Below are 26,024 nucleotides of genomic sequence, written 5' to 3' on the forward strand. Positions count from 1 at the left end.
AGGAAGAGCAACCGAACATGAGGGACGGGTGGGCGGTGTGTGTCATCCGCGCAGCCCACCCGCGAAGCCGTTGATGATGCTGCGCTGGAGCAGGAAGTAGACGAGCAGGACGGGCAGGATGCTGATCACCAGTGCGGCGAAGATGAGGTTCCAGTCGGTGACGTACTGGCCGACGAAACCAGCGATGGAGACCGGCATGGTCTGCTGCGCGCTGCCGCTGAGGTACAGCAACGGGGTGAAGAAGTCGTTCCAGATGGCGACCGTGTTGAGCACCAGAGCGGTCACCGTGATCGGTTTGAGCATCGGCAGGACGATGTACCGGAAGCCCTGCAGCGAGGTGCAGCCGTCGATCAGTGCCGCGTCCTCGAAGTCCCGGGGCAAGGCGCGCAGAAAGCCGACGTACAGGAAGACGGTGAAGGGCACCTGCAGACCGGAGTAGAAGAGGACCAACGCCCAGGGGGTGCCGAGGAGCCCCATGTCCCGCATGGTCTGGTAGAGCGGCAGGGCCGCCAGTTGGAACGGCAGGACCAGGCCCAGGAGGAAGGTCAGATACGTTCCCCGGGACCAGCGGGCCGCCACCCGGGCCAGGGGGTACGCCGCGAGCGACGAGACGGCCAGCACGATGACGACACTGCACACCGTCACCAGCACGCTGTTGACCAACGCCCCGCCCAGCGCGCCCTGCTGCCAGGCCTGGGTGAAGTTGGCGAGGGTGGGTGAGGTGGTCGGGCTGATCGGTGAGGAGGTGTCCGACGCCGGGCGTACGGCCAGGTTGACCAGGACGTACACCGGGAAGCCCACGACCAGGGCCGCGGCGATCATCGCCAGTTCCAGCGCGAGGGTGCGGCGGCGGTAGCGGATCATGAGACGGCCCTCTCGTTGCGGGACAGCACCAGGTACTGACCGGTCGAGACGACTGCCACGATGATCGTGAGGACGACCGCGAGCGCGATGCTGTAGCCGAACTCGCCGAGCGTGAAGGCGTCCTTGTAGATCAGGGTGGAGAGGGTGTCGGTGGCGTGGCCGGGGCCGCCGCTGGTCAACGCGTAGACCTGGTCGAAGAGTTTGATGCCGCCGATGATCGACAGCATCAGGTTGATGGTGAGGGCCGGGGCCAGCAGCGGGCGCGTGACCGACCAGAAGCGGCGCACGGGGCCCGCCCCGTCGATGGCAGCCGCCTCATGGATCTCCTTGGGCACGGACTGGAGTCCGGCCAGGAAGATGACCATCGAGTAGCCGGCGTACTGCCAGACGATCACTCCGATCACCGACCACAGAGCGACCTGCGGACTGCCCAGCCAGTCCTGCTGCCAGCCGTCCAGCCCCGCGGCGCCGAGCAGGCTGTTGACCGCGCCGTCCGGGCCGAGCAGGTTGCGCCAGAGGTAGGCGGTGACGATCGGGGTGATCACGGCCGGGGCGAACAGGAACACCCGGAGCGCGTTGCGGGACTTGATCGCCGAGTTGACGCCGAGGGCCAGCAGCAGACCCACGGCGTTCTGGACGACCGTGATCGACACGGCGATCAGCAGGGTGTGCCAGATGGCCTGCATTGCGTCGGGGTCGTCGAGTATGTCGGAGAAGTTGTCCAGGCCGATGAACGAGAAGTCGGGGTCGAGACCGTCCCAGTCGGTGAAGGCGTAGTAGACACCGCGGACACTCGGCACCAGGACCACGAAGGCGAACAGCAGCAGCGCGGGCAGCGCGAACCACCAGGGCGGGGTGGTTCGCGCCCGCCGGACCTTCGGCGCCCGCTTCGCATCGGGAGGCCGGTCATGGTCCGGCAGCTGCTCGTGCGGGGCGAGGGTCATCGACGCACCTCCTCTCATGAAACGTTTCAAACAGAGTGTTGAATCGGGGCTCCAGCACTGCGGACTGTGTGTGAGGGCGCCGACCGGTTGTCGTGGTGGGTGATGCGGTCCAGGTGTCGGATGGTCCGGTGGTCGGATGCGGGGCCGGATGACCCGGAGTCCGATGGGTAACGTTTCCCATAGGTGTTGCCAGACCCTAGAGAGCGTCCTGCGTGACGTCAAGATGCCGAGCAAGCTGCGCAATTGTTACGACGGCGACGCGGCTCAGGGTCTGCGGCGGCTCCACCGAATCACGCATTCCGTCCTACACTCGCCGACAACGTTTCCCGAAGGGACAGGAACCGGATGGAGCCGCAGGCCCGGCCTCGACGCGTCACCATCGTCGACGTCGCCCGTCACGCAGAGGTGTCCACGACCGCCGTTTCCAAGGTGCTGCGCAACGCGTACGGTGCCAGCCCCGAGATGCGCGCCAAGGTGCGCCGCGCGATCGACGAACTGGGCTACCGGCCGAACGCCGGCGCCAGGGGCCTGCGCGGACAGACGTACACCATCGGTGTCATGCTGCCCGACATCCGCAACCCCTTCTTCCCCGAGATCCTCGACGGCATCACCACCTCGCTTGCGGACACCGAGTACCAGGTGCTCCTCGGCCCGGGCTGCAACGGGGAGAAGGAGGAGGCCCGCGTCACCGAGGCAATGATCGACCGCGGCATGGACGGCATCATCCTGGTTGCACCGATCTCTTCACGCGCCCATATGGAGCGCGTCGGCAGCGCGGTGCCGACCGTCGTCATCGGCCGCCACGGCTCGTCTCCTGCGTACGACACGGTGGCCGACGACGACGTCGAGGGCGCCGCGCTGGTCGTCGGCCACCTGGCCGACCTCGGGCATCGCCGGATCGCCCACATCGAGCATCACGAGACCGATCCGACGCGCCTCACGGAGATGCCCAACGCCCGCCGCGCCGACGGTTATCGCCAGGCCATGCGGCAGCACGGCCTGGAGGAGTGGACCGACGTCGTCTCCACCAGCTACACCCAGGACGGCGGTTACCGGGGCACGAAGGAGCTGCTGGCCCGGCCCGTCCGGCCCACGGCCGTCTTCGCCGGAGCGGACATCGTCGCCATGGGCGTGCTCGAAGCAGTCGCCGAGGCCGGGCTGTCCGTGCCCGGCGACCTCTCGGTGGCCGGCTACGACAACACCACGTTCGCCGCGTTCGGCCCGATCTCCCTCACCAGCGTCGACCAGGGCGGTCGCGAGATGGGCCAGAACGCCGTACGCCTCCTCCTGGAGCGGATCGCCGACCGTGGCCGCCGATCGGCCCAGGTCACCCTCTCCCCCACGCTCGTGCCGCGCCGGTCCACTGCGCGGCTGACGGAATAGGGCGTCAGCTCCGAGTTGTGCAGCGGGCGTTCAATCGTTCGATTGAAAGTTGAATTTGGCCTTTGGAAAACGTTGCCCATCCGGTGGGGTGAGGCAAGGATGAAGGGCGCCCGACGACCATGGCCGTGCCCAGGCGCCGGGGCTTCACCACTCCACCCCCCACGAGAGAGGCCTCTTCAGCGTGACCACCTTCAGCAGACGACATGTCCTGGCCACCGGTGCCGCCCTCGGCGTCGGAGCCCTCGGCGCCACCGCGACTCCGGCCGCGGCCGCCCCGGCGGGTTACCGCGGTGCGGGCGGGCGCGAGGAGACGCGAACGCTCGACGAGCTCTACCAGGCCGCGCTCGTGGAGGGCGGCAAGCTCGTCGTCTACGCCGGCGGCGACACCCCCACCCAGCAGGACGCCACCAAGGCGGCCTTCAAGGACCGCTTCCCGGAGATAGACCTCACGCTGATCGTCGACTACAGCAAGTACCACGACGTCCGCGTCGACAACCAGTTCGCCACCGACACCCTCGTCCCGGACGTCGTCCAGTTCCAGACCCTCCAGGACTTCGACCGCTGGAAGCAGCAGGGCCGCCTCCTGCACTACAAGCCCGCCGGGTTCTCCAAGGTCTACGACAAGTTCAAGGACCCGCAGGGCGCATGGGTGGCCACCGGGGCGCTCGCCTTCAGCTTCATGTACGACACGGCGAAAGTCGGCGGGACGACGCCGCTCACCCCGCGCGACCTGGTCGACCCGAAGTGGAAGGGGAAGATCGCCTCCGCCTACCCGCACGACGACGACGCGGTCCTCTACCTCTTCTCGCTGTACGCCCAGAAGTACGGCTGGGACTGGGTGGCCAAGTTCGCCGAGCAGGACGTGCGGTTCGGGCGGGGCAGCAACTCCCCGGGCGACGCCGTCTTCGGCGGGCAGAAGGCGATCGGTGTCGGCACTGCCGGATCTGCGGTCAGCACTTCTCCCGTAACGTTCGCCATCGGCGCCGGGCACCCGTTCATGGCCTGGGGCCAGCGCGCCGCGATCCTCAAGCAGGCCAGGAACTCCACGGCCGCCAAGCTCTTCCTCAACTGGCAGCTGTCGGCCGAGATGCAGAACGGGTCGTTCAACGGCTGGTCCGTCCGCACCGACGTCACTCCCCCGGCGGGACTGAAGCCGATCTGGGAGTACCCGAACGCCCACGTGGACGGTTTCCCCCGCTTCATGGCCGACCGTGCCGCGGTCGAACGCTGGAAGCAGACCTTCGCCCTCTACTTCGGCGAGGTCAAGGGCGACCCAACACCCGGCTGGTTGGGACTGCACCCAGGGGTATAGACGTGGGGCGGGTGCGTCGGCCGGCGCACCGCGCCCGCACCCGCACCCGCACCCGCACCCGCACCCGCCAGACCTGACACTCTGCCGCCCCGGACTCGCAGCGCGAGGAAATGGGCGGTCTTGGCCCGCCGCGCCCACTGCGCCAGCTGCCTGCGCTCAGCCTCGTCCAGGACAGGACGAACTCACAATGCTGCAGCTCGCCCCACTCTTCTGGGCGCTCCATTGGCCGCGCTGTGGATGGCTGCGCCAGCAGCGCCACCATCAAGTGGGACAACGGATCGGCCCCGAGACACCGCTGGCCTGGACACGTCTGCGCCGCCCCGGCCCCTGTACGGCCCCTGGGTCTTGGCATCGGCCCTCAAGGCAGTCGCCCGGACCGTGAGCCAGGACCTCGATCATCCACTCAGCTGCAGGTCAGACGGTTTGCAGCTCCCCCGGCCGTCTCCGGACTCCAAACTCACGGGCAGCGGATTCATTCCGTTCAGGCAAAGTTGACGATCCGACAGGACAAAATGAACGTTTCCGCAGGTCAAAGGCTTGCGCAGGTGGGGCGGGTGGGACTCGAACCCACGGCCGACGGATTATGAGTCCGTTGCTCCGCTCCAGGATGAAATTCGCTCCCTCAACACTTCCCCGCCTCTCGGCATGCGGCTGGCCGCAGTGGGATCTGGAACGCCTTGGCCGCACGCCGTCGGGTGCGCCGAGATGATGCGGCATCAAGCCAAAGTGGCCCAAGCTCCGTTGGCCGTCTTCCAGGATCGGTGCGTCGCCCATATCCTCGTGCGCCGGTGGTTACCTACGGTAAGGGGTAGCGATGGGCGGCACCACACGCAGAGGGTTCCTGGGTTCGGCCGCGGCCGCCGGCGGCGGGGTCGCCCTCGCGACCCCCCAACGGGCCGCGGCCCGTAACGGCGCCGCCGCACAGACCGTGGCCGTACTGGGCGGGGGCGTCGCCGGGCTCACGGCCGCCCACGAACTCGCCGAACGCGGCTTCCGGGTCACGGTCTACGAACGCAAGGCGCTGGGCGGCAAGGCCCGCAGCATGGACGTACCGGACAGCGGCACGGGCGGCCGCGGGCCCCTGCCCGGGGAGCACGGCTTCCGCTTCATCCCCGGCATCTACCACAACCTGCCCGACACCATGCGGCGCATCCCCTTCCCCGGCAACCTCAACGGTGTCCACGACAACCTCGTCGCCCCGAAGGAGATGCTGTTCGCCCGGTCGGGCGGCCGCGAGGACATCCGGATCCCGCTTCCGTGGCCCGGCAACACCCCGGCCGAACTCACCCCCGACGAGATCCGCCGCGCCCTCACCTCGGTCCTGGACACCGCCTTCAACCTCCCCCTCCACGAGGCCCTCTACTTCGCCAACCGCTTCCTGGTCTTCCTCACCAGCTGCGATGAACGCCGCGACGAGACCTGGGAGCAGATGCCGTGGTGGGAGTTCGTACGGGCCGAACGGATGTCGTACGACTACCAGCGGATCCTCGCCATTGGCATCACCCGCAACATCGTGGCCACCAAGGCGGAGGAGGCCAGCACCCGTACCGTCGCCACCCTGCTGGAGGCCTTCGCCTTCAACCTCCTCGGGCGGGGCGCGGACGGACCGCTGGACCGGATCCTCAACGCGCCCACCAACGAGGCCTGGATCGACCCCTGGGTGACGTACCTGAAGTCACTCGGGGTCGAGTTCCACATCGGCTGGACCGTACGGGACCTGATCCTGGACACGGGCCGGATCGCCGGCGCCGTCGTGGAGGACCCGGGCGGTGCCCGCCGGACTGTCACCGCCGACCACTACATCTCGGCCATGCCGGTCGAGCACGCGCGCCGCACCTGGAACTCCGCCGTGCGCGCCGCCGATCCCCAACTGGCCGAGTGCGACCGGCTGGAGACGGACTGGATGACCGGCATACAGTTCTATCTCACCGAACGTACGCCGATACTGCACGGCCACCTCGACCTCATCGACTCCCCCTGGTCGCTGACCGCGATCGCCCAGGCCCAGCACTGGCCGGGCCACGACTTCCCTGCCGACTTCGGCGACGGCACGGTCGCGGACTGTCTGTCCGTGGACGTCTCCGAGTGGGACCAGCCGGGCATCCTGTACGGCAAGACCGCCAAGCAGTGCACCCGCGCCGAAGTCGCCCGCGAGGTGTGGGCGCAGTTGAAGGCGGCGCTCAATGACAGCGGCCGTACGGTCCTGAAGGACTCCGTGCTGCACTCCTGGTTCCTCGATCCGGCCGTCGACGGCCTCGGCACTGCGAACCCGGTCAACGAGGAGCAGTTGCTCATCCATCCGACAGGGACCTTCCACCACCGTCCGCGATCGGCTACGAAGATCCCCAACCTCTTCCTGTCCGGCGACTATGTGGCCGTGCCCATCGATCTGGCCACCATGGAAGGCGCCAACACCTCGGCCCGGCAGGCCGTCAACGCCCTGCTGGACGGGATCGGTTCGGCCGCGGAACGCTGCACCGTCACCCCGCTGTACCGGGCCCCCGAGTTCGAGCGGATCAAACGCCACGACCGCACCCGTTACCTCCTTCGACTGCCGAATCTCTTCGACGTCGGTTGACAGCAATGCTGAACCGTCCCCGGCGACGGGGATCCCTGGGCTCTCCCGATGCTCCGGCGAATCAGCTTGCCGTTTAACGACTCCGCTGGGCAGACAACGGTGCTGGGGTAGGGATCGACGCAGGTCTATCCCCAACAGCGTCTTGCCCACCATCCGTCGTTGGGCGAGGTGAACGGGTCGGGCCAAGTTTTGGCGATGTAGAGGTCGTCGAGCGGTTTCACCAGACGCCGCAGCTCACGCGCCGCCTGTGGTGGAAGAGCGCGCATGGCCGCTTCCAGGACTTCCCGCTCGTCGGTTGTGTAGAAGGGGTTGCACAAAGGGCAACCGCAACCGCCAGACAGAGCTCGGCTGGGGCGATGGGCTGTTCGTGACCACTGCTGCATGGCCTGGGCTATCGCCCCAGGCCAGAGGCGATCGTGTTCGAGGCGGGCGACCGCTCCGGCAAGCTTGCCGGAGCCACGGGGCAACCCAGGCGTTGGTGTTTCATGCGCCTGCCGCCTCGGGTGACGTCCGGAGGCGCGGACTTGGGACGGCCGATTACGCGGCATCGTCCTTTCTGATCTTGTTGTTCACGGGGCCAGCATGCCAGATCCGGGGACGGCTTCGCGCCCCGGATTATTGGCCCTAACAAAGCCTCTGGACGTGCCGGTGGGTGACCAGGCAGACGGCAAGTCCGAGGAAGGCCTCGTGGATGTCGTCGCGTCGTTCCCAGCGGATCCGTAAGCGGCGGAAGCCATGCAGCCAGGAGGATGGGTCGGCCGCGCGGTGAGGTACCTGCCGTGGCAGGTCCTGTTCCGCGCGGCCTCCCGCCGAACCGGACGTGACGGTTTCCCGTCATCCGGCTCTCCAGTGACTACAGCGTGAGCGGTTCAGGCTGCTCGCGCAGGACACACAGCGCCGTTGCGGCGATCTGCATTTCGCATACCTCCCGGGTCTGGTGTGTCCGAGTCACCTGGCCCCCTTCGCCCTGTGGACGGCTTTCCCGTCCTCCCCGGCCGGTCGTTAATCCGGCGACTACTACGGGGCCTCCGTCGCCCTGGAACTCGCGTCCCGTAGGCGATCCCACGTTCGTCTCTGTCCGTACGTTCTAGCGCGAGGTAGGCGTCCCACTCGTCTCCTTGAATGCCCTCGCTGGGCATCGCTCCGCACCCCGGAGGTGCACGGGAGCACGATCGAACCCCGTGCAGGGTGCGGCGCCGGTTTCAGCTGTCCTTCCGGCGGATGAGAACTTGCATCTGCTGGAGATTGGGCTTCAAACAATCCAGTCTTCGCCATGTCGCGCGGGCCTCCCAGCACCCCGTCTCCGACAACTGAGCCCGGTCGCTGGTTTCCTGACATGCTGTTGTCCCTTCACCTTTCGGATCCAGGTAAGTCATCAGGCCCAGGAACCTCCTTCCGAGTTCCTCCCGGCTGAACCGGGGATACAAACAGAGCGCCTCGTGGCGCACATCGTCCGCTCAACGACCCAGCGGAAGGTGCCCAGTCCTGTCCCGTGCGGCTGGCCACGCTCGGCGATCGCGGGCCTGATGCCGCGCTGCCGAAGAAGCTGGCGGTACTTGTCGTGGTCGTAGCCGCGGTCAGCGAAGAGCATGTCCGGCCGTCTGCGCGGCCGGCCGACAGCTCCGGCCACTGCCGGGATCTTGTCCAACAGGGGCAGCAGTTGGGTGACATCGTTGCGGTTTCCGCCGGTCAAAGACACCGCGAGCGGGATCCCCTGGCCGTCGGTAATGATGTGGTGCTTGCTGCCCGGGCGTGCGCGGTCGACCGGGCTGGGCCCGCTTTTGGGCCCCTGCGCGCGGCCCGGACATGGGAGGAATCGATCACCGCCCGCGACCAGTCCAGCTGATTCTTCGAGTGCAGCTTGTTCAGCAGCAGCTGGTGCAGCTGGTCCCAGACGCCGGCCTCGTTCCAGGCCGCCAGGCGCCTCCAGCACGTCATGCCCGAGCCGAAGCCCAGTTCCTGCGGGAGGCACTCCCACTGGATGCCGGTATGCAGGACGAACAAGATCCCGCACAAGGCCTGGCGGCCGGGCACTCGCGGTCTGCCCTCGGCCTGCTTCAGGGGCGGCTCGGGCAGCAACGGCTCGGTGAGCGACCACAGTTCATCCGACACGATCCACGGTCGCGACTGACGCTTCCCCATGCCCACATCAACGAGCGATCAAGCAGACCGTCACATGATCAAACCGCTTTTGTTAGAGCCAGTAAGCCTCACAGGACGTCGGTGAGACGGTCTACCTGGCTCGGGTCAAGGCCGTAGCAGTAGAGCATGACCTCGTCGGCACCGAGGTCGGCGAAGCGGGCGATCGCGTCGCGGATCTCGGTGGGCGTGGTAAGCAACCCGGCGACCATCCGGTCGGGCGTGCCGGTGAAGGTGTAGTACGCGTGCATGTTGGCCTGCGCGTCGTCGATCACGTCTTGAGGGCCGAGGGCGACGTTGACCTGCGCGACAATGCGCGGTTCGCCGTCGCGACCGTACTCCTTCCAGAAGGTGCGGACGGTGTCGAACAGGCCGCCCGCCCACGAGGGCGCCGCGGCGGCGAGGAAGCCGTCCCCCCAGCGAGCAACGCGTTCGAGCGCGACGGGCTTGAAGCCACCGAAGAGCACTTCGGGGCCGCCGGGCCGGGCCGGCGCGGGGCCGATCGGCCCGACGCCGTCGCCGTACGGCCCGCCGGACCAGAGGCGGCGCATCACCGCCATCTGCTCGTCGAGGCGTCGGCCTCGGGTGCGCTTGTCGATGCCCGTGACCTGGTGGTCGTCGTCCCGGCCGCCGATGCCCAGGCCGAGGACCAGGCGGCCACCGGCCATCCGGTCCAAGGTGGCGGCCTGCTTGGCGAGGAGGACCGTATCGCGCAACGGGGCGAGCAGCACCTCGGTCTGGACGCGGATGCGAGTGGTAGCGCCCGCGAGGATGGCGAGCGCGACCAGCGGTTCGGGGTTGTGGTAGACGAGCCGGTCCAGCAGGCCGAGCGTGCTGAAGGGCCCGGCGTCAGCGCGCCGGGCCCAGGTGAGCAGGGTGGTCGGGTCGCCGATGGGCAGGCCGATACCGACGTTCATGAAGGAGACCTCCGAAAGGAAGGGTCGACAAAGACGGCTGCCGCCCCTCCGGCACCTCAGCGAGGTGGGACGCTCCCGCTCTGCGGCGTGCTTCTGGGGAACGTCTCATCGAAGTGGTCTGACCCTAGGGCGGGCTGTGCTCGTGGGACAAGCCAATTTTGTCCAGCCCCCAGCAGTCACAGACAGGACGTCTGGAACCGCTTCCGCACCATCGGCCAGGACTGCGCGCGAGAGGCGCCGCACCCGGGTCGGCTCAGCTGATAAAAGCTGGCTCGCGCCCCGTCCCGTGCCTCAGAATTCTCGGCGTGGCAGACACCTCGACTTTCGACGTTTTCGTTGATCGTCGTGGGGTCGCTCGGGTGGGTGATGTGGGGCCGTTGGGCCGCGTTGGCGGCGGGCAGCAGAGAAGCATCGGCGGTGCTTACGCCACCTCCGGGGAGGGGACCCGCCGATGCCTCCGGATCCGACCGTCAGGGCCCCGGCCTTTGCCTGACTCGTCCGGTTTGATCATGTGATGCCGTAGAGGGTGAGGACGCGGAGGCGGTCGGTGTGGGCTCGGCGTCCGGCGGCGGTGTTGACGTATCCGGCGAGCTTGAGTGCGCTGCGGATTAGGTCGCGGACGGCAGCGAGTACGGCGGGCGCATTGTGGGTTCTGACCTGGGACTTGTCTTCTCCGAAGACAACATCTCGGACCCAGTGGACGGTGTTTTCCACCGTCCAGTGCCCGCGAGCCCAAGACGCGATCTCGGCCGCGTTCGCTTCTTCGGCGGTCAGGTCCGTGATGGCGTAGACGGTCTCGCTGGACCACTTCTTCGCTCCGTAGAGGCGGCGACGGCGCTGGATCCGCAGGACCTGGGCCGCGTACGGAAAGAGCAGGCCCGCGACGGTGACGACCTGGACGATCCGTTGCTCGTGGCGGCCGTGCCCTCGCGTGTCGTCGCGGTGGATCACGGGGATGTTCTTCCAGGGCAGGGCATGGAGTTGGCGGGCTGGCCCCGCTGGTTGTTCTTGATTGTCAGCAGGTAGTGGGCGCCGCGTTCGTGCAGGTAGGTGGCGTGGTCCCGTTGGGAGTGGAGGGCATCGGCGGTGACGACGGTCCCCGCGAGACCTGTGTCGTCGATCTGGTCGAGCAGGGGTGCGAACTCGGGGATCTCGTTGGTCTTCGCGCCGATCTCGCGCGAGGCGAGCGTGACGCCGTCGCCGTGGCGGTCCGCGGACAGCACGAAGACCCGGCTGCCGTCCGGTCGCTTCGCGCCACGCAGGCACTTGCCGTCCACCGCGATCGCCCGGCGCCTGGACCTCACTGGCTCGGCGCGGGTGGCCATCCGATGGGCCCGGCGCTGTTCGCGCTCGATTCCGCCGCCGGGCATCACCGGATCCGGCCGAGGGGGCTGCGTGGACAGCAGGGGTCGGAGGTAGTCGTAGCCGGCCGCGCCGATCTCACCGGGATCCAGACGCCCCAGGACGCTGCGCAGGGTCTTCTCACTCGGGACTCGGTAGCGGCCCAGCAACGGGTGATAGGGCAGGCCAAAGGGCGGCAAGCTCCTGCGGCGTCGCACGCCGGCACCACTCCGCCGCCGCGGTGATCGAGTCGTGGCCCGCCGCAGTCATCGCGCAGACCACCAGGGCCAACAGCGAGGAGATCCGGTAACGCACCCCGCAAGCCCCTCGCGGGTCGGTGACCGACTCGACCTCGGCGACCAGACAACGGACTTGGACCTGTGCGACAGCCTCGCCGAGGGCCTCCAGGCGGGGTGCGCGAGGCGCGAGAACAGCGACAGGAGATGATGGAGGGACGAACACGGCACCTTCGTGGATCTTGAAGCGTAGAGAACTTCCCAATGACGTTGTCAAGCCGCTGCCGTGACTGGTGGTGTGGCTTGGTAGCACGCTCCGTCGCGAATCATGGCCCACAGGACGTTGGCCCGGCGACGGGCGAGCGCCAGCAGCGCCTGCTTGTGCCCCTTGCCCTCGGCCCGCTTGCGCTCGTAAAACTGCTTCGAGGCCGGACAGTTCCGCAGGCTGGCGAAGGCCGAGAGGTAGAAGGCGCGGAGCAGGCCGCGGTGGTAGCGGCGTGGACGGTGGAGGTTGCCGCTGACGCGTCCGGAGTCGCGGGGGACGGGTGCGAGGCCGGCGTAGCCGGCCAGGCGGTCGGCCGTGCCGAAGGTATCCATGTCGCCACCGGTCGCAGCGAGGAACTCCGCGCTCAGCATGGTGCCCATGCCGGGCAGGCTCTGGATCACCTCGGCGTGCGGGTGCTCGAGAAACCGGGCCTCGATCAGGGCTTCGAGCTCGGCGATCTCCTCATCGAGGGCCATCACCCCCTTCGCCAGACGGGCCACCATGATGGCCGCGAGTTTCTGGCCGGGCAGTGCGGTGAACTGGGCCTCGGCGGCCTCCACGACGGTCCGGGCCAGGGCCGCGCTGTTGCGGACCTTGCGGTTCTTCAGCCACGTCGCGATCCGGGAAGCACCAGCGCGACGGATCGCGGCCGGGGTCTGGTAACCGGTCAACAACAGGACCGGCCCCTTCTTCGTCAAGTCCAATGCGCGTTCCAACGCAGGGAAGATTTCCAGGAGTTGGGCGCGCAGCCGGTTAATCTGCCGGGTCCGGTCGCAGACCAAATCGGTGCGGCGGGTAACCAGAGTGCGCAGGTCGACCGATATTTCGTCGCCGGGCCGCAGGACACCGAGGTCGGTGCGCATGCGCGCCTGGTCGGCGATGACGAAGGCGTCCTTCGCGTCGGTCTTGGCCTGGCCTCGGTAGCCGGCCGAGGCGCGGTGGATGGCTAGGCCGGTGATGTAGGTGATGCGCTGGTCGTGGCTGACCAGCAGACCGAGCAGGAGCGCGGCCCCGCCGTGGTTGATGTCCACCGCCCACAGCACATCCCGCGACAGCTCCAGTACGTCAGCGATGAGCTGGAGCAGTTCAGCCTCGTCGTTCGGAATCCGACGCGACAGCAGTCGCTTGCCCTGGGCGTCGATCACCACGCAGTGGTGATGTTCCTTGCCGATGTCCACTCCGGCCCAGATCTCGGGCACAGCCACCTCCGTCAGCTCGTCGTACACCAACCCAGCAGACGACCTCGCCGACGTTGTCCTACAAAGCGATCGCGTCGCGTCTCCCAATTAGCGGTCGAGTCGTCGCGGGGTTCCGGGCGGCCAAGTTCTCTGAGCCATCCAGCGGCGACTCCATGACAGCCATACCCGGAACCCCTGGGCCCCGCCGATCTTACGAATGACCAGCTCAGACCCACATCAAGAAAGGTAGGACTCCATGATCCACAGGTGCCGTGTTCACCTGCTTCCGGGGCGCGCCCGCTGCCGCGATCAACCACTCCAAGCCGGGGCGATCCGGGCACACGCCGGGGGGCCCTGCCGCACACGCCTCGTACGTTTACTGCTCTTGGCCCCCCGGCGGAGTGCTCGGCAATTGCCGTGGCCGAGCAGGCCATCGGTCAGCCGTTCCCCGAGCCCTTGGTGGAGTCCTTGCTGCGGCACAACGGCATGGCCATGCCCTAGGCGGGAGGCGCATCACCCCGTGTATCTGGAGCAACCACCTGTGGTGGTGGTGGGGTTGAGGTTCGTGTCGTGGTACCACAGCGCAAAGCGCATGTGGTCGCGGGCGTAGGGGCCGTAGACGCCGTCGACGTTGCTCCCAGTGAGGCCCCACACGTTTTTCTGGATCCACTTGAACGCATCTCGGGTGCCGGCGCCGTAGACGCCGTCAGCGCCGCCACTGTTCTTGATATAGGTTGCGGCGGGCGTCCCTGAGTAGCAGACGAGGATGTTTATCTGCAGGGTGTAGACATAGTCGCCGCTCATCCCCTGCTGCACGTAGCAGGTCGTGACCCCGGCCCGGATCCTGGGGACGATGATCAAAGTGTTGGCGATGCGCGTCCTGATCGTCGTGTCGCTGCATGGCGTGCTCGCTGCGGCCGCAGCGGGCCCGCTGGCGAGTGTGACGACGCTCAGGCCGCCGATCGTGACGGCGAGCGCGGCGAGCAGGGTGCGGAGGCGGTGGGTGGTGCGCATGCTGAGGCGTTCCTATCTGTAGGGGGAAGGGACCCGGGAAGCACGACGCCTGAGCGACCGAGCGTCCTGTCGGGAGGCATGTATGGGCCTCGGCGTCGTTGCCCCGCGGCCAGTTGCGAGAGACCCAGGGGCGGCGACCTCGCCCATGAACATTAGGGTCGTCGTGGGCTTCGGATTTTGTCGTCCGTGCAGGGAATTTTGTCAGTCGTGCACCGTCTCTCGACTTTCGACGTTTTCGTTGATCGTCGTGGGGTCGCTCGGGTGGGTGATGTGGGGCCGTTGGGCCGCGTTGGCGGCGGGCAGCAGAGAAGCATCGGCGGTGCTTACGCCAACTCCGGGGAGGGGACCCGCCGATGGTTCCGGATCCGACCCTACCCACTTCGCTGCTTGCTGTCCTGGAGTTGGTCAGGGGCAGCTTCACGACTCCGACGTTCCGTACGTTCGCCGCGCTGGTCACCGGGCTGATCGCGCAGACCGGCCGGTCCACGGTGACCGGGATGCTCGGCGGCGCCGGTTTGACGCGGCTGTGGTCCCATGACCGGGCGCACGCCTTCTTCTCCCGGGCCCGCTGGAACGCGGACATCCTGGGCATCTCCCTGTCCCACCTGATCGTTCGCCAGCTCCTTGCCGAGGGCGCGGTGCTGACCGTGGCGGTGGACGACACACTGTTCAAGCGGCGCGGGAAGAAGGTGTTCGGTGCAGCCTGGCAGCACGACGGTGCCGCCCAGGGGCCCAAGCCGGTCGGGCAGGGGACCTGCTTCGTCGTGGTCGGCCTGGTCGTCGAACTCCCCGTGCTGGCCCGGCCGGTGTGTCTGCCGGTGATGGCCCGGCTGTGGCGACCGGGGCAGGAGCAGTCCAAGGTCGACATCGCCGCCTCGATGCTCCGCTTCCTGGCCGCCTGCCACCACGGCCGACGCCTGCACGTCGTCGCGGACGCCGCCTATCACGGCAAATCCCTGCGCGACCTGCCCGTCAACGTCACCTTCACCACCCGGCTGGGCGGCGAACTGGAGGCCGTCGCACGGTGGCGCGGGGCGAAGGTGCTGTACGCACTCAACGGGCCGGACGGCCGGCGCCCCGACCTCACGGCACCCTCCCTGCGCGCGACGGTGCCCGACCTGGACGCCCACGACGTGTACCTGTGCGGCCCGCACGAATTCGCACGGGACCTGTACGAGGCGCTGCGCACCGCCGGGGTTCCGGACCGCCGTATCCACCACGAGTCCTTCGAGCTGTGAGGCCGTCTTGCACACGTTGAGGAAGAACCGTCCGCTGCGCCGCATCGTGCTGGCAGGTGCCGCGACCGTCTCCGGGATGGTGCTGCTGCTATCGCTGAAGCCGCACACGACGCCGACTGTCGCCGAGGTCGCCACCGTTCCCGCGCCGTCCAGCACTTCGAGCGGAACAAGCGGCTCGAGTGGCTCGGCCACGGGCACCCGGACCCGCACAGGGGCCTCGGTCCAGACCCGCTACGGCCCCGTCCAGGTCCGCGTCACCCTGAAGAACGGGACACTCACCGACGTCACCGCGATCACCTACCCTCAGGAGAACCCGAGGGACCAGCAGATCAACGCCTACGCCATCCCGCAGCTGACCAGAGAGGCGCTCACCGCCCAGAGCGCCGACATCGACACCGTCTCCGGCGCCACGTACACCAGCGAGGGCTACCGCCAGTCGATGCAGTCGGCGCTGGACTCCGCGAGCCGCTGACACCTGTCTTCGCCGTCGACCAGGACCCGCGCTTCGCGACACCTCGATCTGCGGGCGGAACCTTCAGCGCCGACAGCAGACCAAGCTGGGTGGCAGAGGGCCGCACGCCGAGCCGCCCGTTCCTGTCCTTCGTCGAACCGACGCCCATGAGGTCGGCGCAGACCGCGGCGGGCCCAGAGGTGACGGATGCTCCCTCCTGGCACGGATTGGTGTTCCCGCCCAGGGCCATCACATATCTCTGCAGTTCGACGGCGAGGGCCTTGTACAGACCGCCCTTGAACTGGTTCTTCAGCGCTTGGAGTGCCTTCAGACAGGCCGCATCGCATCCACCGCTCTGCACGTTGCTGCCACCGCTATCGCTGCTCTCGCCACTGCCGCCGAGGCTGTTGTCGCTGGGGCCGCATTCGGTCCAACCGTCGCTGCATTGTGTTCCGTCGGGGTTCAGCCTGATCAGTCCGGACGGGTCGGAGTAGTTGATGGGGTCGTTGCCGCTGTAACTGTACGCAGAGAGGTTCTGTGGGTCGTGCGGGGTGCTGAGGGGGTCGGGGCTGAGGAAGCGGCCGAGTTCGGGATCGTAGGCGCGGGCGCCGAGAAGAGACAGGCCGGTGCTGGTGTCTTCGGTTTTGCCGAGGAAGCCGTGGTCGGTGCCGGTGGGCAGGGTGCCGTTGCGTTCATCACCGAAGGGCGTGTAGCGGCGGCGGGTGGTGGCGCCGGTAGTGGTGTCGACGGCGAGTTGAGTGAAGGCCTGGGTGTCACCCATGAGGAAGGTGACCTTGCCGTTGGTGGCGGTCGTGCCTTGGGTGGTGCGCATGGCCACCGTCGTGGCGCCGCTGGTGTAGTAGCGGGTTGCCGTCACGGTTTCGCCGTCGTCGGTGGTGCGTAGTTCCATGCCGCCGATGGACGCCACGCTTTCATCGGCGGCGGTGCGGACCAGGAGGTTACCGTCGGCGGCGTAGGCATAGCGGGTCAGTTCGCTGCCGTCGGACGTGGTGGTCTTGGCCGTGGCTAGCTGACCAAGCTTGGTCCAGGTGTAGTCGGTGGTCTTGCCAGGGGCGATGCGCTGGGTCATCTGGCCGGCGTTGTCGTAGGTGAGGTTCTCGGTCGCGGTGGTGGTGCCCGCGGTGATGGTGTTGATCTTGCGGATGGCGCGTGGGCGGGCGGCGTTGGCGGTGGTCCAGGTGCCGGCGTCGTCGTAGCCGGGGTAGAGGTAGTCGCGGGTGGTGGCGCTGCCGGCGCCGTCGGAGTCTGTGACGGACTGCAGGTTGCCCATGCGGTCGTAGTTGTAGTCCGTCTCGTAAGGGTCTTGGCCGGTGAAGTCGGAGGCGGTGTACAGAGAGCAGCCGCTGACCTCGGCGCGGGTTTAGGAGGTGATCAGGCGGGCCTGGTCGTCGTAGCGGAAGCACTGCGAATGTGCGGTCTGGCCGCTTGCCTGCTCCCATATCTTGAGGATCTTGCCGTCGCGGTCGTGGGTGTAGAGGTCCTGCTGTCTTTCGGTGGTGACCAGGCCGGCGTTGACGGTGGTGGTGATGCCGCTCAGCCACCGTGTGCCGCCTGCGTAGTAGTAGCTGTAGTCACGGTGCGCGGTAACACCACGGTTGGTGTCGCTGTTTGACGGGCTGCCGTAGGAGCGGCCGGTCAGCAGGCCGTAGGGGTCGTAGTCGGTGCTCCTGATGTAGGTCTGCCAGGGCGAGGTCAGTGCCTCGGGGCGGTGTCGGACTTCTTCACCCCGCACTTCTACGACCCGGTCGCCGCCCCCGGGGTGCGCTACAGCTTCACCGGCAAGCTGGACGGCCCGCGCAAGATCCTGCCCGGCGGCTACATCAGCTGGCACGACCCGGTCAGCGACCACTGGTGGCAGCAGGTCTGGTTCGGCACCGACGAGCCCGAATTCGTCGACCTGGGCCGGCTCACCGCCCGCGCCGGCAGCCTCCGAGCAGCCATCGACTCCCGCACCGGGACCATCTCCCGCATCGCCAACAGCGGCCCACAGTCCGAACGCTTCAGCGCCGCCCGCTCCCTGACCGCCGCGGTCAAGCGGTCCACTGCGTCACGGCCCAACGGATGGCGCAGCCGCATCGAGCAGCTACAGGCCCAGCCGGTCGTCGAGGGCACCTGGGAAGGCGGCGCGTAGCACAATGGACAACCAGACCGATCAGCCCACCTCATAGGGAGGGCGCCCCAATGCCTGACGATGAGAAGACCGGCAAAAGCCGCGCTGATCAACTGCATGAGCTCATTGCTCGGCTCACCGCCGGCGGGCCCTCCCCCGATGCTCCTGCTCCGACCGGCCCCGCGGAGAAAGCCTGCGCGAGGCCGTTCACCGTCGGATGCGCGAGCTCCATGCCCGCGACAAGGGCACGCAGGAAAAACCGGCGTCAGACGACGATCCCGCCTGAGGCCCGTGATCGCGGTGGCATGCGCCACCTACCGCCGCGATCCGTGCCTGAGCCTGCGGGCGCCACGCCATCGTGCTCAAGCTCCTTGCCCTGTTGGACACCACGCACGTAGTCCGTACGAACCGAACCTCAAGGAGCGGCGGGCATGACACCGAGGGACACGGGACAGATCAAGGTCCTTGGCGGGACGCTGACCAGGTCGAACGCGCCGTCGTGCAGTGGGTCGGCTGGTACAACACCGAGCGCCTGCACTCCACACTCGACTACCTCCCACCCGAAGAGTTCGAGGCGGCCTACTACCGTTCTCTATTCGCTCCGAACGCCACCTGAAACACACAAGATCGGCCGGTACGAAACTCAGGGCAGCTCACTTCTCAGAACAGACAGCGTTCAGCTTCCTCACCAGTTTCGGGCACTACAACGCGCGGTCCTTCAGCGTGCGGCGCTGGGTCTCGTAGCCCACGTGGACGACGCCGAAACGCTTGGAACAGCCATCGCCCCACTCGTAGTTGTCCATCGGCGACCACACGAAGTGCCCGGTGGGCGGCGGTGGGCTGGCGACGGATGCAGTCGACGCGCTCGGGGTCGTGCACGGCGTGGGTGCAGTTGGGACCGACGGTGACATGGTCCTCAAAGGCCGCTCCCGTTCTCGGTGATGACCAGCGGCTGCCCGGGGCACCGGGCGTGCAGGTCCAGGAGGAGCTGTTCGAGTCCGTCGAGGTCGATGTTCCAGCCCGTCGCGGTGTGCGGCCCATCCGCCACGTGGAGCTCGACCTGACGAACGACCAGTCGGTGATCTCGGCGGTGTCTCGATGAGGTACTGCGGATGGTGGCCGCGCGACGCAGCCGGACGGTGCAGCGCAGACGTGCCGAGCGGAACGCTCGGCTGCGGACACGCTGAGGCAGGCCCCACCACTCGGAAGCCGCCGCGGCGAGTGCTGCTGCGGCGGCTTCCAGCCGGTGCGTCAGGCCCAGGACTGAGTGATGACCCAGCTGGTGTCGTCGTCCCACTTGGACGCGGCGTCCCCCACGTTCGAACTACCGTCGCTGGTGATGTGGACGGTGTAATCGACATGGCGCAGATACCGCCCATACGCGTTCGCGGACTCGAACAACACGCAAGAACAGTCGGACAGGCCGGCGCGCCCTCGGAGGTCAACTCCAGAGCCTGTCCGGCGTCTGGTCAGGGCAGCCGTAGAGCGCGGCGATGCCGGACAAGTCGCGTCGGCGGCACGCTCGTTGGGTCGCCCAGGTGCATGACGGGCTCGCCGAGTCACGGGACTCGCATCTCGCCTCAGATCCACCCGCCGGTCAGACGGGTGATCGGACCGTGCGCGCGGTGGCCCGCGCGCCGACCCGCCAGGTAGGACGTGGCACCCAGCACCGACAAACCCACGCCCACACCAGCGGCGAGAACCTTGCGATGGGCGATCACCGTCCACGCCGTCTTGGCCACGGCCGCGGCCTGTCCCGAGGCGTCGATGACGACCTGACGGCCGGCTTGGACACGTTCGGCCGTACTGTTCACGATCGCAGCGCCCGTTCCGGCTGTACGCTCAGCCGCGTCCACGGCTGCTGAGGCCACGTCACCTGACGCCTCGGCCGTCTTGTCCGCCGCCTTCGCAGCAGGGGCAGTCGCCTTTGCCGTGGCCTGCCGGGCCTTAGCAGCGCTCTGGTTGGCCTTGGAATCTTGATTCGCGTCACTGTTCGATTGGCTCATGTACTGCGCGTTGCCGCTCGCGCCGACGGCAAACACACGCTGCCGTTCGGCGTGGACTTTCTACAGCCGCTTGGTCGAAAGCGTCGAATCTCGTGCGACCCTTTGTCTCCACCCACTTTCAGCTGCAGATATCCCGCTTCGCGTCGGAAGCGTGGAATCGGTGCGCTCCTTGGAGAACCGTCGCCCGTCCGGGCGAGCAGGGGCCGAAGCGAGCGCCGGTGGTGGAAGACGTCGACCATGCCTGCGACTTTGCCGTCCAACCGGTCGCTGTCCGAGCCGATGCGCGCCGTACCGGTCAACGATCCTGCGCTGCCTGCGGGGTGGGCGGCGCAACCCACGGCATCACCAGCTCACTGCAGAAGAGCCGCACCCAAGCCTTTACTGCCTCGTCACTACGTTCGGCCAGACCCTGGGCAAGTTCCGCCTTGTGCACGACGCATCGAAGGTAGTCGACCGCAACACCACCCGCCTGCACGCCGTGCACTTCCCCCCTGACCCCGCACGGCCGGGCGAGTTCATGCGTCCCTTCATGGGCGCTATTGAGTTCGCGGACAGCAAGGACCACCCGCAGCTCCAGGTGGCGGACTGGGCCGCGGGCGCGACGCGCCAGTGGGCACAGTGGATGGCAGGTGGCAGCGGGGACCAGTTCTCGCGCGACCTGGAACAGGTTGTCCGCCCTGGCTCATCGACCTCATATGGCCAGCTCCCGTCGAGAGCCCAGAGTCAGGAAGGCGACGAGTAGGTCCTGCAAGATCGTTCGAGGATGACGGATGTGATGGCCGGTGCGCGGCTGACGGAGATGAGCTTGGCGACGTCGGCCCTGTACGAGGGCCCGTTCCAGCGGCCCGGCTGCGTGCTGTGGCTCATCGGGCGAGTGCGCCGCGCCGAACCATCCCGCTCAACTGTGTTCTTCTGGCGCGCTTCCAGTCGCAGCGGTTCACCGGCCAGGCTCGTATGGCGGGATGGTCCAGCGCAGTACCGCTTCGCCGGCGCGGGCTTCGAGGGTTACGGGGTAGACCTGACCGTAGGCCCGCTCTCCGCGGTGACGCATGGAGTGATCCCCGGGATCCCAGCCGAGACCGAGGACTTGGCAGGCGTCGAGTTCGATGGTGCCCGCGAGCAGTGGGTGGCTCCATCCGGCCCTGGTGAATCGGTGGAAGTCGGTGTGGGCGTCGACGGCGACCATCAGGCCGTTGCCGGGTCCTTCGCGTGTCCAGGTCCGGAGCCGTTCGGCGACAGCTTCTGCCTCGTCCAACGGGAGGTCGAGCCATCCGCGCGGGCCGTGTCCGCTGGAGTGCTGCGGGATGCGGTCGCCGCCGAACTGGGCATGGACGGTGTCTTCGTACTTGCCCCAGTAGGTGACGTCCGCCAGGCCGTCGGTGGACTGGCCGTCCAGGCCGGTGAACCCGTCCAGCGCCCGGGCGTCGCCGAGGACCATGCCACACCGGTCGACCGGCAGGTCTCCGAGCTGCAGGGGTTCGCCGGCACCGGGGCCGGGCCAGGGCAGGCCGAGCTCTACCTCCAGGACGGCGATCGTCGGTTCCCCGTCGAAGGGTGAGGCTGAGGTCCGGGCTCGAACCTGCAAGGGCCGGTCGGCGGCTGCTGCTACGGCGATCGCCTCGCACATCCAAGCGGATGGCTCGGTGCCTTCAGGTCCGTGCAGGTGACCGCCGCCGCCGGCTATTGCGGCCCGGGCCCGCTCGGACAGTGGCCCCCCGACCTGCGGCCAGTAGTCGATCCAGCCCGCCATCCCCAGCACGAGCATCCCGGAGGGCGCGTTAACGGTGCCAAGGTCAACAGCGGTCTCAGTCATCTCCTGATTCAACAGGCTCGGAAGCGAAAGGATCAAGGTGTCGTCGCGTCCGACGTTCGCGTGGAGCTGCCATGCTGCGGGGCGCGCCGGTATCCGCGGTAACCTCCGCCGTTCTGGGTAATGGACGTGGTGTGGACCCCCCTGTTGCGGCGGGTGGTTCGGCTGCTCGTGCCGTTTGCTACCGGAGTTCGACGGAGTACGAGGCGCCGGTGAACTGCCGACCATCGGTGCCTTCGCCGATGTCCTCGACGATGACGTCGTCGATGAAGTGGTCCTCGAACTCGTCGTCGGTGAGTTCACCGGCGAGCCAGAGTTCCTCGATCGCTTCCCAGGTACCGCGGCTGCCGTCGATACGCAGGGGCGCGGCGTCTGCGGTGCCGCGTTCGCGTTCGTCGTCGCCGGTCGTGACGACGCCGCTGATCTCGTACTGACCGCTCAAGGAGACAACTCGTCTGCGGGATCGGTGTCAGTGGTCCCTGCGAGCATACGGATCATGAAGCGATCCGACGATCTCTTGGCAGGGCTGGACGACATCGACTGGGCAGCCCTGGGGCACGCCTATGGCAGCGCCGAGGACCTGCCCGGCCAGCTCCGGGCGGTGTGCGGGCCGGACCAGGAGGCCCGGGAGAAAGCCTTCCGTAGCCTGTTCAGCAATATCTTCCACCAGGGCACCCGGTACTCGGCCTCTCCATACGCCGTGCCGTTCCTCGCCCGAATCGCTGTCGCATGCCCGGCCGCCGCTCGGGCTAACGCGCTTATGCTGCTGACCCGTCTGGCCGTTGATTGGCACGATGAGTACAGCCTCCCGCTCGGCATCAACACCGCCGCGTGGCGCGCCGCGGCCATCAGCCCAGAAGAATATCTGCGCTGGTACGACGAGCAGATCGCCGCCGAGACCGACGAGGAGCAGCTGAAGAGCTTGCGCGAGGGACGGGCGTACTGTGCGGCCGGGCACCCCGTCGACTCCCGCGAGGGCGCACTGCGTTCCTACGACGCGGTCCGCGCTCAGCTTCCTGTCCTGCTCGAACTGCTCGGCGACCGGGACTCGGAGATACGCACAAAGACCGCGTACCTCCTCGGCTGGTTCCCCGAGGAGGCCGACGCCACCCTGCCCCCGTTGCTGGCCTGTCTCGACGGCGAGCGGGACCCCTTCTGCTTCGCCACGGTCCTCATCGCGGTCGGGCTGCTCGCCGACCACGACCCGGACGGCCGACTCCGGCACCATCTCAACCACGAGCACCCCTTGCCGCGCTGGGCCGCCGCCACCGCCCTGACCCGCTTGCTGGTCGCGCTCCCGGCCGCCGCGACTGGCCTGCCGTCGGCGGAGCGCATCGCCGCTGAGCTGGCGGCCTTCGGCGCCGGGCCGGCCCCCGAGTCCGCTACCGCCCACCACGGTGGCGACCTGCACAGCTACACCGTCCGCAGCCTGCTGCACCTGATGGGCGCCGCCGAGGACCCGGACGGAGTCCTTCTGGACATCGTCCGCGCCCTGCCTCGTATCGAGAAGACCGGCGTCGTGCCCCACCCGCTGGCAGACCGCGCCGAGAACCTGCTGGACGCCCTGTTCGAACCCACGGATGCCGTACCGGTGTTCACCGAGCTCTCCCCAGGACGCCAGAAGCTGCTGAAGGTCCTGGCCGAGCTGCTGACCGCCGCGGACTTCCAACCTGTGCCGTTCGGCTCAGACCTCCACAAGCAGTTCACCCAGTACGGCCTCCCCGGCACCCGCCCCGCCCTACGCGCCTACGTCGGCCTGTCCACCGAAGGCGAGGACCCCACCGCCCCCCTCCCCGACCCCTGGGAACCATTCCGCAATCACTGAGCTTGCCTGCCATCATGGTCAGCTCGCCAGCTCGGTGATGACGAGCGGACCATCGTGCACGAGAACGTCGCCCGTGTGCGGGCGACGCTGGACTGGATCGAGACGGCCGTCGACACCGGCAGGGTCGACATCGACGGCGAGCTGGCCCGGCTCTTGCAGGGTGAATAGCCGATGCCCTGTGCCTCCGAGCGCAGATCGCCGACGGCCCAGCGGCACGCCGACACCGTTTCGGTTCGTGCTCTTCGAAGCCCGGCCGGCCGGGCTGACCTTCCCTCAGCTGGTCAGATCCAGCGAACTGTCGCCCCACCAGACCCGCTCGGGCCTGGCCTGTCTGCGGGACACCATCACCGAACGCGGCTGGCCGCCGCTGATCTGGACCAGGCCGGACGGCTACAAGTTCTGCGCCGACCCCACCGAGCTCCAGGCATACGAGGTCGCGATCATCCGCGGCAAGCTCACCGAGATTCGCCGCTTCATCACCGGGACCGTCGCACCGCACGCCGCTCTCCAGCCGAAGGGACGGTGGATCAAACACCTCAACACCCAGCTCAACTCGGTCGAGTCCACGCTCGACGTCATCGCCGAGTACACCGGCGCCTGACTGGTGGGACCAACCCCTTCGCGGCCGGTCCCACCCCGTCCTGAGGGAGGAGAGACCGTTGCCGCGGCGACGCTGCTACCCCTCGGACACCTGAGACGACGAGTGGGCGCTGATCGAACCCCTGCTGCCGACGCCGGCCTGCGAGAACCGCACCGGCGGCCGCCCGGAGAAGCACCCGCGCCGGGAGATCGTGGACGCCATCCGCTATGTCGTCGACACCGGCTGCAAGTGGCGGGCCTTGCCCAGGGACTTTCCGCCCTGGCGGACCTGTTACGGGTTCATGGCCGCTGGGCCGCCGCTGGCATCGTCGGACAGATGCGCGACCAGCTCCGTAAGCGCATCCGCCGAGAGATGGGCCCGGCGCGCGGGGCAGTGGCCACCGTCATCGACTCCCAGTCGGTGAAGGCCGCCGACACTGTCGGGAAGGACTCCCGCGGCTACGATGCCGGCAAGAAGACATCCGATGCGAAGAACATGTCAAGCTGTGAGGGCAAGTCGAGGTTCTCGCGGGGTCGGAAAGGCTACGGCCTCGTTGAACGGGACGCGGTGAGTCAGGCAGTGGTGGAGGCAGCCGATCATTCGGTTGAAGAGGTTCCTCTGGGCGGCCGTGTGCCGGTCTCCGGCCTCACGTCGGCGGTCGTAGTGAGCCCGCGCTCCGTCTGAATGGGCCATCGCGGAGAAGGCCCACATGTAGCCGACTCCGGCCAGGCGCTGGTTCTTCACTCTGCGGGCCGCGACGGACACGCTTTTGCCGGAGGCCCGGGTCACCGGGGCGGAACCTGCGTACGCCTTCAGCCCTCTGGCGTCGGCGAACCGATTCCTGTCGTCGCCGATCTCGGCCAGAACCCGAGCCCCGCTGAGCGGGCCCAGCCCTGGGAAGCTGGTGATGATCTCGGCGTCAGCATGTGCCTCGAACGCCTGCACCGCGGCTTCGGCAAGATCATCGGCGCTCGTGCAGGCGGCCTCCAACTGCCGGAGCAGCGCGAGGGCCTGGCGTCCCATGGCCTCCTCGACCAGGGGAAGGTGGCGCATCTGCGGTGCGCGAAGTGCGCTGTGCAGACGCTCGACCTCTCTGTCGATGGTGTTCTTGCGGCCGGCCTTCTTCAGCACGGCTCGCAGCTGCGTCCTGGTCAGTTTGGCCGCTTGGCACGGAGTCGGCGCCGCAGCCAGGAGAGCCCGGGCTATGGGGTGATAGATGCCCTCGCGGCGGTTCCCGACGGCGGCCAGGTAGCTGGGGAAGTACTCGCGCAGGTGGGAGGTCAGCTTGTTGCCGGCCTGGGTTCGGTCCCAGACGGCGTCCTGCTGTGCGCGGGCAAGGACCGCGACGGCCTGGGCCACCTCCGAGTCGGCGGGAAGCATGCGGTGAGCGGCGGCGTCGGTGCGGAGAATGTTCGCCAGGACCATGGCGTCCAGGTGGTCGGACTTCTTCCGGGAGACCGTGTGACGGTCCCGGTACCGTGCGGCGGCCATCGGGTTGATGGCGTAGACGGGGCGGCCGGTTGCCCGAAGGCAAGCAACCAGAAGACCGCGGGAGGTCTCAATGGCCACCGGAATGGGGTCCTTCAGACTGTCGCCGTGCTCGGCGAGCATCTGAAGCAACTGGTCGAGCCCCTCCGCGGAGTCATCGATGCGAGCCCGGGCCAGCAGTGAACCCGTTTCGTCGACGATGGCTATGTCGTGGTGGTCGCTGGCCCAGTCGATGCCGCAGAACGCTCTCACTCGTCTCACGCTTTCTCATCGAACCTGTGTTGTGGCTGGTCACAGCCGTGCAGGGCATGCGTCTCTCTAATG

22 protein-coding genes and 6 pseudogenes are annotated in these 26,024 nt (G+C 67.9%); 11 read left to right on the top strand and 17 right to left on the bottom strand.

Going from position 1 to position 26,024, the window contains the following annotated elements; genetic code table 11:
• Nucleotides 1–42 precede the first annotated feature (42 nt).
• Nucleotides 43–864, bottom strand: coding sequence for a carbohydrate ABC transporter permease (locus QF037_RS01405; protein WP_307020993.1), 822 nt, complete (start codon nucleotides 862–864; stop codon nucleotides 43–45).
• Nucleotides 861–1,808: a carbohydrate ABC transporter permease gene (locus QF037_RS01410; protein ID WP_307020994.1), complete on the bottom strand. Its 948-nt coding sequence runs from the start codon at nucleotides 1,806–1,808 to the stop codon at nucleotides 861–863. The genes QF037_RS01405 and QF037_RS01410 overlap by 4 nt, the downstream gene beginning before the upstream one ends.
• A gap of 345 nt (nucleotides 1,809–2,153) precedes the next feature.
• On the opposite strand from QF037_RS01410, the gene QF037_RS01415 reads away from it, so the two are divergent.
• From QF037_RS01415 to QF037_RS01425, 3 genes are all read left to right on the top strand, one after another.
• Nucleotides 2,154–3,191 (top strand): LacI family DNA-binding transcriptional regulator, encoded by a 1,038-nt coding sequence (locus QF037_RS01415; protein WP_307020996.1) that lies wholly within the window; start codon nucleotides 2,154–2,156, stop codon nucleotides 3,189–3,191.
• Nucleotides 3,192–3,372: 181 nt separating this feature from the next.
• Nucleotides 3,373–4,503, top strand: a complete 1,131-nt coding sequence (locus tag QF037_RS01420) for an ABC transporter substrate-binding protein (RefSeq protein ID WP_307020998.1) — start codon at nucleotides 3,373–3,375, stop codon at nucleotides 4,501–4,503.
• A gap of 814 nt (nucleotides 4,504–5,317) precedes the next feature.
• Complete coding sequence (locus QF037_RS01425; protein WP_307021000.1) at nucleotides 5,318–7,081, top strand: hydroxysqualene dehydroxylase; 1,764 nt, start codon at nucleotides 5,318–5,320, stop codon at nucleotides 7,079–7,081.
• Nucleotides 7,082–7,705: 624 nt separating this feature from the next.
• Here the strand turns inward: QF037_RS01425 and QF037_RS51400 are convergent.
• From QF037_RS51400 to QF037_RS01455, 6 genes and pseudogenes are all read right to left on the bottom strand, one after another.
• Nucleotides 7,706–7,828 (bottom strand): annotated as a pseudogene (locus tag QF037_RS51400) (IS5/IS1182 family transposase); the annotation flags it as partial.
• 703 nt (nucleotides 7,829–8,531) lie between these two features.
• Nucleotides 8,532–9,223 (bottom strand): annotated as a pseudogene (locus QF037_RS01435) (IS5 family transposase); the annotation flags it as partial.
• A 68-nt stretch (nucleotides 9,224–9,291) separates the two neighbouring features.
• The gene (locus QF037_RS01440) at nucleotides 9,292–10,137 is read right to left on the bottom strand and encodes an LLM class flavin-dependent oxidoreductase (protein ID WP_307021003.1); all 846 of its coding nucleotides are present in this window, start codon (nucleotides 10,135–10,137) and stop codon (nucleotides 9,292–9,294) included.
• Between the two features lie 507 nt (nucleotides 10,138–10,644).
• Nucleotides 10,645–11,940, bottom strand: a pseudogene (locus tag QF037_RS01445) (ISAs1 family transposase).
• Between the two features lie 47 nt (nucleotides 11,941–11,987).
• On the bottom strand, nucleotides 11,988–13,184 hold the full coding sequence (locus QF037_RS01450) for an IS110 family transposase (RefSeq protein WP_307036927.1): 1,197 nt from the start codon (nucleotides 13,182–13,184) through the stop codon (nucleotides 11,988–11,990).
• Nucleotides 13,185–13,670: 486 nt separating this feature from the next.
• The gene (locus tag QF037_RS01455) at nucleotides 13,671–14,171 is read right to left on the bottom strand and encodes a peptidoglycan-binding domain-containing protein (protein ID WP_307021005.1); all 501 of its coding nucleotides are present in this window, start codon (nucleotides 14,169–14,171) and stop codon (nucleotides 13,671–13,673) included.
• A 353-nt stretch (nucleotides 14,172–14,524) separates the two neighbouring features.
• Here QF037_RS01455 and QF037_RS01460 point away from each other — a divergent pair, with 353 nt between their 5' ends.
• Both QF037_RS01460 and QF037_RS01465 read left to right on the top strand, forming a co-directional pair.
• Nucleotides 14,525–15,409, top strand: a complete 885-nt coding sequence (locus tag QF037_RS01460; protein WP_307021007.1) for a transposase — start codon at nucleotides 14,525–14,527, stop codon at nucleotides 15,407–15,409.
• Nucleotides 15,410–15,416: 7 nt separating this feature from the next.
• Nucleotides 15,417–15,881, top strand: coding sequence for an FMN-binding protein (locus QF037_RS01465; RefSeq protein WP_307021009.1), 465 nt, complete (start codon nucleotides 15,417–15,419; stop codon nucleotides 15,879–15,881).
• Here the strand turns inward: QF037_RS01465 and QF037_RS01470 are convergent.
• Together QF037_RS01470 and QF037_RS01475 are read right to left on the bottom strand one after the other, a co-directional pair.
• On the bottom strand, nucleotides 15,778–17,151 hold the full coding sequence (locus QF037_RS01470; RefSeq protein WP_307021013.1) for an RHS repeat-associated core domain-containing protein: 1,374 nt from the start codon (nucleotides 17,149–17,151) through the stop codon (nucleotides 15,778–15,780). The two genes, QF037_RS01465 and QF037_RS01470, sit on opposite strands and share 104 nt — an antisense overlap.
• A 90-nt stretch (nucleotides 17,152–17,241) precedes the next feature.
• Complete coding sequence (locus QF037_RS01475; protein WP_307021015.1) at nucleotides 17,242–17,613, bottom strand: hypothetical protein; 372 nt, start codon at nucleotides 17,611–17,613, stop codon at nucleotides 17,242–17,244.
• Here QF037_RS01475 and QF037_RS01480 point away from each other — a divergent pair.
• The gene (locus QF037_RS01480; protein ID WP_307021017.1) at nucleotides 17,590–18,012 is read left to right on the top strand and encodes a hypothetical protein; all 423 of its coding nucleotides are present in this window, start codon (nucleotides 17,590–17,592) and stop codon (nucleotides 18,010–18,012) included. The genes QF037_RS01475 and QF037_RS01480 overlap by 24 nt on opposite strands.
• Nucleotides 18,013–18,349: 337 nt before the next feature.
• Nucleotides 18,350–18,607, top strand: a complete 258-nt coding sequence (locus QF037_RS01485) for an integrase core domain-containing protein (RefSeq protein ID WP_307021018.1) — start codon at nucleotides 18,350–18,352, stop codon at nucleotides 18,605–18,607.
• An 85-nt stretch (nucleotides 18,608–18,692) separates the two neighbouring features.
• Here the strand turns inward: QF037_RS01485 and QF037_RS01490 are convergent, their stop codons facing one another.
• The 6 genes from QF037_RS01490 to QF037_RS01515 form a co-directional block, all read right to left on the bottom strand.
• Complete coding sequence (locus QF037_RS01490) at nucleotides 18,693–18,806, bottom strand: family 1 glycosylhydrolase (protein ID WP_307021020.1); 114 nt, start codon at nucleotides 18,804–18,806, stop codon at nucleotides 18,693–18,695.
• A gap of 101 nt (nucleotides 18,807–18,907) precedes the next feature.
• Nucleotides 18,908–19,039 (bottom strand): hypothetical protein, encoded by a 132-nt coding sequence (locus QF037_RS01495; protein ID WP_307021023.1) that lies wholly within the window; start codon nucleotides 19,037–19,039, stop codon nucleotides 18,908–18,910.
• Between the two features lie 203 nt (nucleotides 19,040–19,242).
• The gene (locus tag QF037_RS01500; protein WP_307021025.1) at nucleotides 19,243–19,581 is read right to left on the bottom strand and encodes an AbfB domain-containing protein; all 339 of its coding nucleotides are present in this window, start codon (nucleotides 19,579–19,581) and stop codon (nucleotides 19,243–19,245) included.
• Nucleotides 19,572–20,033 (bottom strand): hypothetical protein, encoded by a 462-nt coding sequence (locus QF037_RS01505; RefSeq protein WP_307021026.1) that lies wholly within the window; start codon nucleotides 20,031–20,033, stop codon nucleotides 19,572–19,574. The genes QF037_RS01500 and QF037_RS01505 overlap by 10 nt, the downstream gene beginning before the upstream one ends.
• Before the next feature lie 901 nt (nucleotides 20,034–20,934).
• Nucleotides 20,935–21,810, bottom strand: coding sequence for a hypothetical protein (locus QF037_RS01510; RefSeq protein WP_307021028.1), 876 nt, complete (start codon nucleotides 21,808–21,810; stop codon nucleotides 20,935–20,937).
• Between the two features lie 178 nt (nucleotides 21,811–21,988).
• On the bottom strand, nucleotides 21,989–22,249 hold the full coding sequence (locus QF037_RS01515) for a hypothetical protein (protein ID WP_307021030.1): 261 nt from the start codon (nucleotides 22,247–22,249) through the stop codon (nucleotides 21,989–21,991).
• Between the two features lie 54 nt (nucleotides 22,250–22,303).
• On the opposite strand from QF037_RS01515, the gene QF037_RS01520 reads away from it, so the two are divergent.
• The 4 genes and pseudogenes from QF037_RS01520 to QF037_RS01535 form a co-directional block, all read left to right on the top strand.
• On the top strand, nucleotides 22,304–23,632 hold the full coding sequence (locus QF037_RS01520) for a HEAT repeat domain-containing protein (protein ID WP_307021032.1): 1,329 nt from the start codon (nucleotides 22,304–22,306) through the stop codon (nucleotides 23,630–23,632).
• A gap of 18 nt (nucleotides 23,633–23,650) precedes the next feature.
• Nucleotides 23,651–23,800: pseudogene (locus QF037_RS01525) on the top strand (DUF6192 family protein); the annotation flags it as partial.
• Between the two features lie 3 nt (nucleotides 23,801–23,803).
• Nucleotides 23,804–24,233: pseudogene (locus QF037_RS01530) on the top strand (RacP protein).
• 109 nt (nucleotides 24,234–24,342) lie between these two features.
• Nucleotides 24,343–24,704 (top strand): annotated as a pseudogene (locus tag QF037_RS01535) (transposase); the annotation flags it as partial.
• 6 nt (nucleotides 24,705–24,710) lie between these two features.
• Here QF037_RS01535 and QF037_RS01540 read toward each other — a convergent pair.
• Nucleotides 24,711–25,952 (bottom strand): IS110 family transposase, encoded by a 1,242-nt coding sequence (locus tag QF037_RS01540; RefSeq protein ID WP_307036930.1) that lies wholly within the window; start codon nucleotides 25,950–25,952, stop codon nucleotides 24,711–24,713.
• Nucleotides 25,953–26,024: the final 72 nt, after the last annotated feature.

Origin of the sequence: Streptomyces canus, assembly GCF_030815415.1 — a bacterium.
GTDB lineage: Bacteria > Actinomycetota > Actinomycetes > Streptomycetales > Streptomycetaceae > Streptomyces > Streptomyces canus_F.

Bases quoted from the DNA above. Each gene is read 5' to 3' on its own strand.
- QF037_RS01405 (WP_307020993.1), bottom strand. From the start codon at position 864: ATGATCCGCTACCGCCGCCGCACCCTCGCGCTGGAACTGGCGATGATC.
- QF037_RS01410 (WP_307020994.1), bottom strand. From the start codon at position 1,808: ATGACCCTCGCCCCGCACGAGCAGCTGCCGGACCATGACCGGCCTCCC.
- QF037_RS01415 (WP_307020996.1), top strand. From the start codon at position 2,154: ATGGAGCCGCAGGCCCGGCCTCGACGCGTCACCATCGTCGACGTCGCC.
- QF037_RS01425 (WP_307021000.1), top strand. From the start codon at position 5,318: ATGGGCGGCACCACACGCAGAGGGTTCCTGGGTTCGGCCGCGGCCGCC.
- QF037_RS01440 (WP_307021003.1), bottom strand. From the start codon at position 10,137: ATGAACGTCGGTATCGGCCTGCCCATCGGCGACCCGACCACCCTGCTC.
- QF037_RS01455 (WP_307021005.1), bottom strand. From the start codon at position 14,171: ATGCGCACCACCCACCGCCTCCGCACCCTGCTCGCCGCGCTCGCCGTC.
- QF037_RS01460 (WP_307021007.1), top strand. From the start codon at position 14,525: ATGGTTCCGGATCCGACCCTACCCACTTCGCTGCTTGCTGTCCTGGAG.
- QF037_RS01470 (WP_307021013.1), bottom strand. From the start codon at position 17,151: ATGGGCAACCTGCAGTCCGTCACAGACTCCGACGGCGCCGGCAGCGCC.
- QF037_RS01510 (WP_307021028.1), bottom strand. From the start codon at position 21,810: ATGACTGAGACCGCTGTTGACCTTGGCACCGTTAACGCGCCCTCCGGG.
- QF037_RS01520 (WP_307021032.1), top strand. From the start codon at position 22,304: ATGAAGCGATCCGACGATCTCTTGGCAGGGCTGGACGACATCGACTGG.